The organism is Pseudomonas sp. GOM6 (genome assembly GCF_029537485.1).
Lineage (GTDB): Bacteria > Pseudomonadota > Gammaproteobacteria > Pseudomonadales > Pseudomonadaceae > Aquipseudomonas.
Map to the genome: position 1 here is coordinate 293,398 of NZ_JARPUS010000002.1, position 13,881 is coordinate 307,278.

Genomic DNA, 13,881 nt, shown 5'->3' on the forward strand with positions numbered 1-13,881 from the left:
CGCGTAGTTTACCCGTTGACCACGCGGATGGGGGCGCCGGAGAAGAACGCGCGGGCATTCTCCGACAATTGGCCGACGATGCGCTGGCGGGCCTCGCGGCTGCCCCAGGCGTTGTGCGGGGTGATGATCAGGCGCGGGATATCGTTCGCCAGCAGCGGGTTGCCATGGCGCGGCGGTTCCTCGCTGAGCACGTCGAACGCCGCGCCACCCAGATGGCCGGCACGCAGGCAGTCGGCCAGCGCCTGCTCGTCGATCAGGCCACCGCGGGCGGTGTTGAGCAGCAGTGCCTGGGGTTTCAGCAGCGCCAGCTCGGCGGCGCCGATCAGATGGCGGGTCTGCTCGGTCAGTGGGCAGTGCAGGCTGAGGGCATCGACTTGCGGCAGCAGTTCGCTCAGTGGCAGGCGATCGGCGCGTGGCGGGCGACCGGGCAGGGCGCCATACAGCACGCGCATGCCCAGGGCTTCGGCCAGGCGGGCGAAGGCTCCGCCCAGTTCGCCATGGCCGAGGATGCCGAGGGTCTTGCCTTGCAGTTCGATGATCGGGAAGTCCAGCAGACAGAACTGGCTGGCGCGCTGCCAGGCCCCGTTACGAACCGCGTCCTGGTAGTCGGGCAGGCGTGTGGCCAGGGCAAGCAGCAGCATCAGCGCGTGCTGCGCCACCGAGGCGGTGCCGTAGCCTTGGCAGTTGGCGACGGTGATGCCGTGCTCGCAGGCGGCGGCCAGGTCAATGTTGTTGGTGCCTGTGGCGGACACCAGGATCAGCTTCAACTCGGGGCAGGCGGCCAGGGTGTCCGCGTCCAGGCGCACCTTGTTGCTGATCGCCACCTGGGCGCCCTGCAGGCGCTCGGTCGCCTCGGCGGCAGTGCTGGTGGCATGCAGAGTAAGTTCGCCGAATACCTGGCGCAGCGGCGACATGTCGAGGTCGCCAAGATCAAGAGAAGCGTGGTCGAGGAAGACCGCGCGGGTGCTGTTGCTCATCAGCTGTACCTGTCTGGATGCGTTGCAGTGGCGTAAGGTTGCCAGCCTGTCTCACCGATTCCCACCCTTCGGAGGTCGCATGTACTGGGCGGAGTTTTTGACTGTGGCGTTGATCCACTTGCTGGCAGTGGCCAGCCCGGGACCGGACTTCGCTGTCGTGGTGCGCGAGAGCGTGGCTCATGGTCGCCGCGCAGGCACCTGGACGGCGCTGGGCGTGGGTACCGGCATCTTCGTCCATGTCGCCTACTCGCTGCTGGGCATCGGTCTGATCGTGTCGCAGTCCATCGTGCTGTTCAACGCGCTGAAGTGGCTGGCAGCGGCCTACCTGTTCTACATCGGCATCAAGGCCCTGCGCGCCAAGCCGGCGGCGCCGGGTGGCCTGGACGTGGCCGTGGATGGCGCCGAGCGCTCGCCACGCGGTGCCTTCATGACCGGCTTTGTTACCAACGGTCTGAACCCCAAAGCCACGCTGTTCTTCCTCTCGCTGTTCACCGTGGTAATCAATCCGCATACGCCGCTGACGGTGCAAGCGGGTTACGGCGTCTACCTGGCCTTCGCCACGGCCACCTGGTTCTGCCTGGTTGCGCTGCTGTTCAGCCAGCGCCGCGTGCGCGCCGGCTTCGCGCGCCTGGGGCATTGGTTCGACCGGTTGATGGGCGCTGTCCTGGTGGGGTTGGGCGTCAAGCTGGCCTTTACCGAGCTTCGATAAGAGCGTCGCCCATAAAAAAGCCCCGCCTAGGCGGGGCTTTTCATTCGCGTGCTGGTTACAGCAGTTCGATGGCCACGGCAGTCGCTTCGCCGCCGCCGATGCACAGCGAGGCCACGCCGCGCTTGCCGCCCTTCTTCTGCAGGGCGTTGATCAGGGTGACGATCAGGCGCGAGCCAGTGGAGCCCACCGGGTGGCCCTGGGCGCAGGCGCCGCCGTAGACGTTGACCTTGGCGTGGTCCAGGCCGTGCTCACGCATGGCCAGCATGGTGACCATGGCGAAGGCTTCGTTGATCTCGTACAGATCGACGCTGTCCTTGCTCCAGCCGGTCTTCTTGAACAGGTTGCTCATGGCGCCGATCGGCGCGATGGTGAACTCGCTCGGGTCCTGGCTCTGGGTGGCGTGGGCGACGATCTTCGCCAGCGGCTTGAGGCCGCGCTTGGCCGCTTCCTCGGCAGTCATCAGGACCAGCGCGCTGGCGCCGTCGGAGATCGAACTGGCGTTGGCGGCGGTGATGGTGCCGTCCTTCTTGAACGCCGGCTTGAGGGTCGGGATCTTGTCCAGATTGGCGGTCAGCGGCTGTTCGTCGTCCTTCACCACCACTTCGCCTTTACGGCTGGTGACGGTGACCGGGACGATCTCACTGGCCAGTTCGCCGTTCTGGATGGCGGCCTGGGCGCGCTTCAGCGACTCGATGGCGTAGGTGTCCATTTCCCCACGGGTGATGCCGTACTTGTCGGCGGTTTCCTGGGCGAAGGAGCCCATCAGGCGGCCGGTGCGGGCATCTTCCAGGCCGTCGAAGAACATGTGGTCCTTGATCTCGCCGTGGCCCATGCGCAGGCCGGTGCGGGCCTTCTCGATGATGTAGGGGGCGTTGGACATGCTCTCCATGCCGCCAGCGACCATCACCTCGTTGCTGCCGGCCTTGAGGGCGTCAAAGGCCTGCATCACGGCCTTCATGCCGGAACCGCACAGCTTGTTGATGGTGGTGCAGCCGGTGGCGGCTGGCAGGCCCGCGTTCAGCGAGGCCTGGCGGGCCGGGCCCTGCTTGAGGCCGGCGGGCAGCACACAACCCATGATTACTTCCTGCACGTCAGCCGGTGCGATGCCGGCGCGGGCCACCGCCTCGCGAATGGCGATGGCGCCCAGTTCCACGGCCGGAACACTGGACAGGCTGCCCTGGAAGCCGCCCATGGGGGTGCGGGCGGCGCTGACGATGACGATATCGGACATCGGTATTACCTCTGAAGAGTGAAGCCGGAGCGGCGTAACGCAACGATTCTACTGTGTGACCGAAAGTGGCCAAAGGGTCACCTGGAAAATCATTCTTTGGGTTGATTAAGCCATGCCGGCACGGTTCTAGATTGTCGCTCAACAACAACTTCAAACAATCAGGTGATCGCCATGCTGCAGACCCGTGTCATTCCGCCAACTGAAAACGCCAACCAGGCCCCCCTGCTGATCAAGCGTCTTTTGCTGTCCGGCAGCCGCTATGAGAAGACCCGGGAGATCGTCTACCGCGACAAGCTGCGCTATAGCTACGCGACCTTCAATGAGCGAGTGGCCCGCCTGGCCAATGTGTTGACGGATGCCGGGGTCAAGGCTGGTGACACCGTGGCTGTGATGGACTGGGACAGCCATCGTTATCTGGAATGCATGTTCGCCATTCCGATGATCGGGGCGGTACTGCACACCATCAACATTCGCCTGTCCGCCGACCAGATCCTCTACACCATGAATCACGCCGAGGACAAATTCGTCCTGGTCAACAGCGAGTTCGTGGGCCTGTACAAGAGCATCGAAAGTCAGCTGACCACGGTGGAGAAGACCCTGCTGCTGACCGATGAGGCCAGTAAAACAGCGGATCTGGCTAATCTGGTAGGCGAGTACGAGAGCCTGCTGGCCGCCGCCAGTACCCAGTATGACTTCGCCGATTTCGACGAAAACTCGGTGGCCACCACCTTCTACACCACCGGCACCACCGGCAACCCCAAGGGCGTGTACTTCACCCACCGGCAACTGGTGCTGCACACCCTGGCCGAAGCCAGTGTGCTGGGCAGCCTGGACAGCGTACGTCTGCTGGGTACCGCCGATGTCTACATGCCGATCACACCGATGTTCCACGTGCATGCCTGGGGTATTCCTTATGTGGCCACCATGCTCGGCATCAAGCAGGTCTATCCGGGGCGTTACGAGCCGGACATGCTGTGCCGGCTGATCCGTGAGGAAAAGGTCACCTTCTCCCACTGCGTGCCGACCATCCTGCAGATGATGCTCAATGCGCCGACGGCCCAGGGTTACGACTTCGGCGGGCTGAAAGTGATCATTGGTGGCAGTGCGCTCAATCGTGCCCTATATGAGGCGTCCAAGGCCCGCGGCATCCAGCTGACCGCTGCTTACGGAATGTCCGAGACCTGCCCGCTGATTTCCTGTGCGCATATCAACGATGAACTGATGGCTGGAACCGAGGATGAGCGCACCACTTACCGCATCAAGGCTGGCGTGCCGGTGCCTCTGGTGGAAGCTGCGCTGATGGGAGCGGACGGCCAGTTGCTGCCGGCCGACGGTGAAACCCAAGGTGAACTGGTGCTGCGCGCGCCCTGGCTGACCATGGGCTACTTCAACGAGCCGCAGAAAAGTGCCGAGCTGTGGGAGCACGGCTGGCTGCACACCGGTGACGTTGCCACCCTGGATGATTTCGGCTTCATCGATATCCGCGACCGTATCAAGGATGTGATCAAGACCGGCGGCGAATGGTTGTCCTCGTTGGAGTTGGAGGATCTGATCAGTCGCCATGCGGCCGTGCGCGAGGTAGCGGTGGTGGGTATTCCCGATCCGCAGTGGGGCGAGCGTCCCTTCGCTCTCTTGGTGCTGCGTGATGGTCAGGAACTGGATGCCAAAGGCTTGAAGGAGCACCTCAAGCCCTTTGTCGAGCAGGGCAATATCAACAAGTGGGCTATTCCCAGTCAGATTGCGATTGTTACTGAAATTCCCAAGACCAGTGTGGGGAAACTGGACAAGAAGCGAATCCGCCTGGATATCGCCCAGTGGCAGGCCTCCGGCAGCGCATTTCTTTCCACTCTTTAGGCTGAATGGGCCCGGATTTGCGGTTAATACCCGCAAATCCGTTTAAATGTTTGGCTTGTTAATTGCTATTCCAGGTGTGCTTGGCCGGTCTCTTGATTGCGTGACTGGCCGGTCTAGAGAGGCTGCTGGCTTGAAATCACACTTTAGGGGGATCTAGCTCTAAAGGGGGGTGACTATAGTCCGCCGCATCCATAACAAAAAACACATGGAGTAGCGTCGATGACAAAAACCAACCCATTCTGGCAACTGGCCAAACTGCCCCTGGCAGTCAGCCTTGCCTCCACCATCGCTGCCCCGGCCTTCGCTGTTTCATTCGATATCGGCGAAATTGAAGGCCAGTTCGATTCCTCCCTTTCCGTAGGCGCCAGTTGGTCGATGCGTGGTGCCGACCCGGATCTTATTGGTAAGAACAACGGTGGTGATGGTCTGTCGCAAACCTCCGACGATTCTCACCTGAACTTCAAGAAAGGTGAGACTTTCTCAAAGATCTTCAAGGGTATCCACGATCTGGAACTCAAGTACGGCGACACCGGTGTCTTCGTACGTGGCAAGTACTGGTATGACTTCGAGCTGAAGGACGAGAGCCGTCTATTCAAAGATATCGACGACCACAACCGCAAGGAGGCTGCGCAGGCTTCTGGTGCGGAGTTCCTCGATGCCTTCGTTTACCACAACTATTCCATTGGCGATCAGCCGGGATCGGTGCGCTTGGGTAAACAGGTTGTGAGCTGGGGCGAAAGCACTTTCATCCAGAACTCGATCAACTCGATTAACCCGGTTGATGCTGCCGCATTCCGTCGCCCAGGTGCCGAGATCAAGGAAGGTCTGATTCCGGTCAATATGTTCTATGTATCGCAGAGTCTGACTGACAATCTGTCGGCTGAGGCGTTTTACCAGATTGAGTGGGATCAAACCGTTGCCGACAACTGCGGTACTTTCTTTGCGCAACCGGATGTTGTTGCGGATGGTTGCTCTGACAACCTGGCGGTTCTCTCCCCTGCGCTGGGTGCGTTCTCTGGTGCCGCAGCGGCAAGAGGGTATGGTTATCAAACGACCCCAGAGGGCGTGATCGTTCCTCGTGGTGCTGACCGCGATGCGCGTGACAGTGGCCAATGGGGCACTGCGTTTCGCTATTTCTTCGAGCCGCTCGATACTGAGTTTGGCGCCTACTTCATGAACTACCACAGCCGCTCGCCGATCTTCAGCGCGCAAGGTGCGCCGGCCGGTGCATATGCTGCCGCAAGCGCGGCGGGTAGCGCGGTGGCCAGTAATCTTGGTGCGCAGCTCGGGCAGCAATGCGCAGCGCTATCGGGAGCGGCTCGGGCGCAGTGTCTGGCAGCGGTGCAGACTGCAGCTCGAACGGCCGCTACTGGCGTCGCCAGTGCCACTGTTGCCGGCAACAGCAACTACTTCATTGAGTACCCGGAAGATATTCGTCTTTACGGCCTGAGTTTCTCCACTACGCTGCCTACAGGCACCGCCTGGAGCGGTGAGGTGAGTTATCGCCCCAATGCGCCGGTACAGCTCAATACAACCGATATTTTGTATTCGGGGCTTACTCCGCTCAACCCGAGCGTATCGGTACTGCAGGGCACTCCGGGCACGGATCAGCATGGTTATCGCCGTAAGGAACTTACTCAATTCCAGACCACGTTTACACACTTCTTTGATCAGGTTATGGGGGCTTCACGTCTGACACTAGTTGGCGAAGTTGGTGTGGTTCACATCGGTGGTTTGGAGCATACCTCCGAGGCACGTTACGGCCGTGATCCGATCTACGGCCCAGGTCCGCTCCCCAACAATCAGTGTGCGACGCTCAATGCTGGCACTCTCGGCAGCACGACTGCGGAGAATGTGAGCAAGTACTGTGAAGATGATGGTTTTGCTACTTCTACCTCTTGGGGCTACCGCACTCGCGCTATCTGGGATTACCCGGACGTATTTGCCGGTGTCAACCTCAAACCGAGCATTGCTTGGTCGCATGACGTCGATGGCTATGGCCCGAACGGCCTGTTCAACGAAGGTGCCAAGGCTGTCAGCCTGGGTCTGGATGCTGAGTACCAGAACACCTACACCGCAAGCCTGGCCTACACCGATTTCTTTGGCGGTGATTACAACACCTCCATCGATCGTGACTTCCTCGCTTTCAGCGTTGGCGTGAGCTTCTAAGCGCAGAACAAGAATAAGGATGACTATGCAGATGAAAGCTAAAAAAGCATTGTTGCAATCGGGCGTGCTGGCGCTGTCCATGCTAGCCACCAGTGTCATGGCTGCCGTTTCCGCCGAGGAAGCAGCCAAGCTGGGCACCACCCTGACTCCGCTGGGCGCTGAGAAGGCCGGTAATGCGGATGGCACCATTCCCGAGTGGACCGGCGGCCTGCCGCAGAACGCCGGCACCGCCGACGCTCGTGGCTTCCTGTCCAACCCGTTCCCGAACGAGCAGCCGCTGTTCACCATCACCGCGCAGAACGTCGACCAGTACAAGGACAAGCTGACCCCTGGTCAGCAGGCCATGTTCAAGCGCTACCCGGATAGCTTCAAGATCCCGGTGTACACCACTCACCGCAGCGCCACTGCTCCGCAGAGCGTGCTGGATGATGTGAAGATCAACGCCACCAACACCAAGCTGGTCGAAGGCGGTAACGGTCTGGAGAACTTCAAGACCGCATACCCCTTCCCGATCCCGCAGAACGGTCTGGAAGCGATCTGGAACCAGATCACCCGCTACCGCGGCGGTAGCGTGCGTCGCCTGGTGACCCAGGCGACTCCGCAAGCCAACGGTTCCTACAGCCTGGTGTACTTTCAGGACGAGTTCACTTTCCCGACCAGCCTGACCGACTACGATCCGAGCAAGCCGACCAACATCCTGTTCTACTTCAAGCAGCGTGTGACCGCTCCGGCGCGTCTGGCCGGTAACGTACTGCTGGTTCACGAGACCCTGAACCAGGTGAAGGAGCCGCGTCTGGCCTGGCTGTACAACGCCGGTCAGCGTCGTGTGCGTCGCGCCCCGCAGGTGTCCTATGATGGTCCGGGTACCGCTGCCGACGGCCTGCGTACTTCCGACAACTTCGACATGTACAACGGTGCGCCTGACCGTTACGACTGGAAGCTGAACGGCAAGAAGGAGATCTACATTCCGTACAACTCCTACAAGCTGGACTCGCCGAACCTCAAGTACGCCGACATCATCAAGGCCGGCCACCTGAACCCGGAGCACACGCGCTACGAGCTGCACCGCGTTTGGCATGTCACCGGTACCCTGAAGGCCGGCGAGCGCCACATCTACGCCAAGCGTGATGTGTTCATCGACGAGGACACCTGGCAGGCCGCGGTGATCGACCACTACGACGGTCGCGGTGCCCTGTGGCGTGTCGCCGAGGCTCATTCCCAGTACTACTACGACAAGCAAGTGCCGTGGTACACCGTGGAAACCCTGCACGACATCATCTCCGGCCGCTACCTGGCCCTGGGTATGAAGAACGAGGAGAAACAATCCTACGACTTCAACTACAAGGCTGCGACCAGCGACTACACCCCTGCTGCTCTGCGTCAGGCGGGCGTTCGCTAAGCTGCGCGTTGCACGAAGAAGCCGGCCTAGTGCCGGCTTTTTTGTGTTTGCCTGTCGCTATGGGCTTCTTTTCATGGCCATGAGGGGATAGGCTGCGGTCATTTCGCGCCAGCCGAAGACTCATCCTGCTTGTGACCGATCTCTCCCGTTCCTCCCTGACTCACGCCTCCCCAGACACTGCTGGCGATGTCCGCTTCTATCGTCCGCCATTGCCGGCCGGGCATGTCCGCAGGCCGCGCTTGTGCGAGCGCCTGGAGGATGGCATGGGTGGGCGCCTGCTGCTGATCAGCGCGCCGGCAGGCTTCGGCAAGAGCTCGCTGGCGGTGGAGTTCTGTGAGCGGCTGCCTGACAACTGGCACAGTCTCTGGCTGGGGCTCAGTCGGCGCGACAGTGATCCTGGACGTTTCCTCGAACGCCTGCTCGAAGGCTTGCGCGAGCACTTCCCGGGCATCGGCGAGGAAGCCATGGGCATGCTCAAGCTGCGCCAGCGTCATCAGCCATTCGCCTTCGAAGAGTGGCTGGGCAGCATGCTTGATGAACTCAATGATCGTCTCGATCCCGAGCGCCCTTTGCTGGTCGTGCTGGATGACTATCACCTGGCTCAGGGCGCGGTGCTGGATCGCTGCCTGCAGTTTTTCCTCAATCACCTGCCTGCGAGCATGCTGGTGCTGGTGACCAGTCGCCAGCGTCCAGACTGGCATCTGGCGCGCTTGCGCCTGTCGCGTCAGCTGCTGGAGCTGCAGGAGCAGGATCTGCGTCTTAGTGCCGAAGAAACGCGAGAACTACTGGGTGCACAGGGGGCAGATATGCCCCAGGCTACCCTGGATAACCTGCTCGAGCGTAGCGAGGGGTGGATAGCTGGGCTGCGCCTGTGGTTGCTGACCGCGAGCGAAGGCGAAGAAAGCCTGCATGGCGCGCGGGGCATGATTCGCGAATATCTACTGGAAGAGGTGATCGAGCGTCAGTCGGCCGAACTGCAGGCCTTTCTCTACGACACGGCTTGCCTGGAGCGCTTCTGTGCCGAGCTGTGTGATGCCCTGCGCGACAGTCATGACAGTGCGGCCATGCTCCAGCACCTGCAGGCGCATCAGGTCTTTCTGGTGCCGCTTGACGAGCAGGGGCGCTGGTTCCGTTACCACCACCTGTTCTCCGACCTGTTGCGTGCCAATCCGCAACAGCACCAATCGCAACCTACGGCACGTCTGCATTTGCGCGCCTGCCGCTGGTACAGCGAGCAAGGCATACTCGATGAGGCGGTGGAGCAGGCCCTGCGCGCCGGGCAGCCCGATGTGGCTGCCAGTCTGGTACAGAATTTTTCTGAAGAGCATCTGCTGGCCGAGCAGAACGTAGCCTTGCTGCTGCGCTGGAAAATGGACTTGCCCGACAGCCTGCTGAGCAGCACGCCGCGGCTGATCCTGCTTTACAGCTGGGCGTTGGCCCTGGCCTGTCAGCTGGATGCGGCAGAAGAGTTGGCCAGCCAGCTGGTGCGTTTCCTGCCTGCTCCCAGCCAGGCCGAGCAACAGTCCTTGCTGGCTCAGTGGCTATCGGTCAGTGGCGTCATCGCCCGTGGACGCGGTGATAGTCAGCGTGCCGAGGCCTATTGTGGCGAGGCATTGGCGGCAATGCCTGCGGAGCATTACGGCTCTCGCCTGCTGTGCCTGTCCACACTGGCCAATCTGGCCATGGTGCATGGCGACCTGTGGCGTGCCCGGGGTCTCAACCGTGAAGCTCTGGAGCTGGCCCAGCGCCAAGCCAATCCATTGTTTGAAGCCTTCTGCCACTACGACAGAGCCCGGGTACTGCTGGTGCGTGGGGAAATACTGCGCGGCCAGGAAGAAGTGCAGGCTGGACTGGAACGCTTGCGCGGGCTGCCGCTCCAGCGGATGTACGCGGTACGCGCGCGACTGGCGTTGTACGAGGGCTTCCTGCTGGCGCTGCGGATGCGTCCGCAGGACGCGCGCCAACGCCTACTCGAAGGCATTGCCGAGGCGCGCAACTGTCGCGACATCAGTCTGCTGGTCGGCTATTGCCTGCTGGCCAGCCAGGAGGGACGTGCGGGGCATCTGAACGAGGCTTTTGCCTTTCTGGCCGAAGCTGAGCGGCTGATGCATATCTGGGATGTGCCACCGGTGTATTACCTGTCGATGATCACCCTGACCAAGTGTGAGCTGTGGCTCAGTCAGGGGCAGATTGACCTGGCAGGTGCCTGGCTGCTTCGTCTGGCAGATACCTATTCTGGCGAGCAGGCGGCCACGGCGCCGGAGTTTCACCCGCAGCTTTCTTTGCATATCGAGTTGCAGCAGGCGGCCTTGGAGCGACGCAAGGGCGAGGGCGAGGCGGCCGAGCGGCGTCTGCGGGCTCTGATCCTGCGCGCTCAGGGGCGGGGGGCGCAGCTGTTGAGTAGCTTCGCTCAGGTGCAATTGAGCTTGTTGCTGCATGCTGCGGGGCGCGAGCGTGAGGCTCAGTTGCAGTTGCATGGCGCTTTCGAGATCAGCTCCGGTGGTGCTCTGCTGCCTTTCCATGAGTTGCTGATGCATCAGCCAGCCTGGTTGCATGAACAGTTGCTGAGTGCACCCCGTACGCCGCTTACCGAAGCGCTGCGCCAACATCTGCCGCAAGGCCCGGACGAGCCCGTGCATGACGCTTCCGTTCTCGCCGAGGCGTTGAGCAGTCGCGAGCTGGCCGTGCTGCGTCTGATCGCTCAGGGTTGTTCCAACCAGGAAATCAGCGACAAGCTGTTCATCTCCCTGCACACGGTCAAGACTCACGCCCGCCACATCAACGGCAAGCTGGGTGTGGAGCGGCGCACCCAGGCCGTCGCGCGGGCCAAGAGCCTGGGGCTGCTCAACTGAGTTCGGGGTCGAACTCGCGCCGGGTGGCGTGGATCAGTTGCAGGTTGTCGTGTTGCCAGGGGTGAAAGTCGGCGCGGTAGTAATCGCAGTACACCCGCACCAACGGACGCAGGATGCCGCGACTGCCCCACAACCAGGCCAGGCCGTCGCGCCATACGCGCCAGTTCCACAAGAGTCCGTCGCGGCGCAGCATGTGCACCAGGCCCTTGAAGGTATCCAGGCTGAAGAAGAACGTGCTCTGCAACATGGCCCGGCGCCGTAGCCAGACGTTGCCGCAGACCTGCTGATAGAGGTCGAAGGCCACGGCCTTGTGCTCGCTCTCCTCCAGGGCATGCCAGCGCCAAAGACGCGCCATTTGCGGGTCGGCGCCGGCCAGCCAGTCCGGGTTCTGCAAAATGGCATCGGCCATGATCGCGGTCAGATGCTCGACCGACACGGTTGCCGCCAGATGCACCTTGGCGGGCAGATGCTTGCGCACGAAGGCCAGGCGCTTTTTCAGGCGCTTCTCCAGGTAGTCGAGGTCGTAGCCACTGGCACGCAGGGCCTCGCTGTAGTGTTCGTGCTCGCGGCTGTGATGCGCCTCCTGACCAATGAATCCGCGGATCTGCGCCTGTTGCAGCGGGTCACTCACCTGGTCGCGGAAGGCCCGTACCGAGTCGATGAAGAAACGCTCGCCGTCCGGAAACAGCAGCGACATGGCATCGAAAAAGTGGCTCTTGAATGCGTTGTCGCCATGCCAGTGGCGCGCCCAGGGTGCGGGCAGCTCGAGCGCTGGCTGGCGAGGCTTGATCTGCAAGTCCTGCGGGGTCGTGCTGGGCATGCGGCCTCCCGTTTCATTTTTATGATTTGTCGGGACTATGGTCTTGCCGGTCATTTCCGGACAAGGTTATCTTCAGCCAATCTTCAGGTCATATCCGGCCAAGCCCCGCCATGAGCAAAACCTCCGTCCTGACCGCCGAACTGGCACCGCTGGCCTATGCAGAGGCTTTGTTGCAACTGGCCGAGGAGTGCGGTGTAAGCCGCACCGCGGTGTTGACCCGCGCGGGACTGCGAGCCGAAATCCTGCTGAACCCCACGGGGCGACTGGCTCTAGCCGACTTTCATCTGCTGGCCAGCAGTGCGCTGGCGCTGTGTGACGAGCCGGCACTGGGGTTGCTGCTTGGCCTGCGTCTGAATGCTTCGGCCCACGGCATTCTCGGCTATGCCCTGCTATCGAGTGCCGATCTGGGCAAGGCCATCCACTTCGCGTTGCGTTATTACCGGGTGCTTGGACTGACCTTCGAACTGCAGCTGGTGGAGCTGCCTGACAGCCTGGAACTGCGCGCCAGCGAGTCGGTTCCGCTGGGGGCGCTCAGCCGCTTTTCCGCAGAAGGCCTGTTCGGCAGCCTGTTCAGCATTGCCGAGTTCCTCCTCGGCGAGCCGCCGCAGGGCATCGAGATCGGCTTTACCTTTCCCGAGCCGGCGCATGCCGGGCGCTACCGCCAGGCATTTGGCGTCGCCGCCTGCTTCGATCAACCCTGGCACTGGTTTCGTCTGCCACGGGCTTATCTGGCGCACCCCATGGCGCTGGCCAATCCGGCCACCATGCAAATGTGCGAGCAGCAGTGCGAGGCGTTGCTGGCCAGTCTGGACTTGCAGGAGGGGCTGCTCAGTCGGGTACGACGTCTGCTGCTGGCACGCCCGGGAGATTTCCCCGACCTGGCCGCTGCCGCGCGGGCCTTGCACACCAGTGAGCGCAGTTTGCGCCGGCATCTGGCGGCCAGCGGTACCAGCTATCAGCACGTCTTGGACGAGGTGCGGCGCAGCCTGGCGCTGCAGTACCTGAGCACCACCCACCTGCCGCTGTTCGAAATCGCCCACTTGTTGGGCTTCAGCGACCCGTCCAACTTTCGCCGGGCGTTCCGCAAATGGACGGGCAGGGCGCCGAGCGATTATCGTGCCGCCCCTGTGCCAGCGACGAGGAGCACCCCATGAGCGAGACTGCCCAGCCCAGCCTGATCCGCGAAACATTCCCTGTCGGCCCTTTGCAGTGCAACTGCACCATCATTGGCGACCCCGTCAGCAAGAAGGCCATCGTTGTCGACCCGGGTGGCAATCCCGAGCTGATCATGGCGCGTCTGGAGGCTCATGGCCTCAAGGTGGTGAGCATCATCCATACCCATGCGCACCTGGATCATTTCCTTGCGTCGGGGCAGATGAAGGAGAAGACCGGCGCCACCCTGCACCTGCACAAGGACGATCAGTTCCTCTGGGACAATCTGGAGATGCAGTGCCGCATGTTCGGCGTGCCCTACACGCCAGTGCCGGCGCCGGACCAGTGGTTGGCCGATGATGAAGAACTGGCCTGTGGCTGCGGCGTGGCGCTGCACACACCGGGGCACACGCCGGGCTCCACCAGCTTCTGGTTCCCCGAGGCCAAGCTGCTGATCGCCGGCGATACCCTGTTTCGCCGTGGTATTGGTCGCACCGATCTGTGGGGCGGCGACCAGGCCACCATCGTGCGATCGATCAAGCGCCTGTATACCCTGGACGAGGATGCTACCGTGGTCACAGGCCATGGCCCGGACACTCGACTGGGCGACGAGATGCGCGAGAATCCCTTTGTTCGGGGCTGAGGAATCTTTCCCACTCCCGCCGTTCTAAGTTCTAGCCGGTATTGCCGGCCGTCAACTCTGCTTCAGGAGCCAATA

Annotated in this window: 10 protein-coding genes; 7 read left to right on the forward strand and 3 right to left on the reverse strand. The window is 62.0% G+C overall.

Annotated features, from left to right (window positions below):
• Positions 1-8: 8 nt before the first annotated feature.
• Entirely contained in the window at positions 9-977 is a 969-nt protein-coding gene (locus P7A97_RS03940) for a 2-hydroxyacid dehydrogenase (protein WP_277688636.1), read from the reverse strand.
• A gap of 79 nt (positions 978-1,056) precedes the next feature.
• Here P7A97_RS03940 and P7A97_RS03945 point away from each other — a divergent pair, with 79 nt between their 5' ends.
• A complete protein-coding gene (locus P7A97_RS03945) occupies positions 1,057-1,686 on the forward strand; it encodes a LysE family transporter (protein ID WP_277688637.1) in 630 nt (209 codons plus the stop codon).
• A gap of 55 nt (positions 1,687-1,741) precedes the next feature.
• Here P7A97_RS03945 and P7A97_RS03950 read toward each other — a convergent pair whose 3' ends face one another.
• On the reverse strand, positions 1,742-2,917 hold the full coding sequence (locus P7A97_RS03950) for an acetyl-CoA C-acyltransferase (RefSeq protein ID WP_277688638.1): 1,176 nt from the start codon (positions 2,915-2,917) through the stop codon (positions 1,742-1,744).
• Between the two features lie 171 nt (positions 2,918-3,088).
• Between P7A97_RS03950 and P7A97_RS03955 the strand changes: the two genes are divergently transcribed.
• From P7A97_RS03955 to P7A97_RS03970, 4 genes are all read left to right on the forward strand, one after another.
• A complete protein-coding gene (locus P7A97_RS03955; RefSeq protein ID WP_277688639.1) occupies positions 3,089-4,771 on the forward strand; it encodes a fatty acid--CoA ligase in 1,683 nt (560 codons plus the stop codon).
• A 219-nt stretch (positions 4,772-4,990) separates the two neighbouring features.
• Positions 4,991-6,940, forward strand: coding sequence for a DUF1302 domain-containing protein (locus P7A97_RS03960; protein WP_277688640.1), 1,950 nt, complete (start codon positions 4,991-4,993; stop codon positions 6,938-6,940).
• A 31-nt stretch (positions 6,941-6,971) separates the two neighbouring features.
• Positions 6,972-8,339 (forward strand): DUF1329 domain-containing protein, encoded by a 1,368-nt coding sequence (locus P7A97_RS03965; RefSeq protein ID WP_277688641.1) that lies wholly within the window; start codon positions 6,972-6,974, stop codon positions 8,337-8,339.
• 131 nt (positions 8,340-8,470) lie between these two features.
• Entirely contained in the window at positions 8,471-11,191 is a 2,721-nt protein-coding gene (locus P7A97_RS03970) for a LuxR C-terminal-related transcriptional regulator (protein WP_277688642.1), read from the forward strand.
• Here P7A97_RS03970 and P7A97_RS03975 read toward each other — a convergent pair.
• Positions 11,184-12,011: a metal-dependent hydrolase gene (locus P7A97_RS03975; protein ID WP_277688643.1), complete on the reverse strand. Its 828-nt coding sequence runs from the start codon at positions 12,009-12,011 to the stop codon at positions 11,184-11,186. The genes P7A97_RS03970 and P7A97_RS03975 overlap by 8 nt on opposite strands.
• A gap of 110 nt (positions 12,012-12,121) precedes the next feature.
• On the opposite strand from P7A97_RS03975, the gene P7A97_RS03980 reads away from it, so the two are divergent.
• Positions 12,122-13,165 (forward strand): AraC family transcriptional regulator, encoded by a 1,044-nt coding sequence (locus tag P7A97_RS03980; RefSeq protein WP_277688644.1) that lies wholly within the window; start codon positions 12,122-12,124, stop codon positions 13,163-13,165.
• Positions 13,162-13,806: an MBL fold metallo-hydrolase gene (locus tag P7A97_RS03985; protein WP_277688645.1), complete on the forward strand. Its 645-nt coding sequence runs from the start codon at positions 13,162-13,164 to the stop codon at positions 13,804-13,806. Before P7A97_RS03980 ends, P7A97_RS03985 begins: the two co-directional genes overlap by 4 nt.
• The last annotated feature ends 75 nt before the right edge of the window (positions 13,807-13,881 follow it).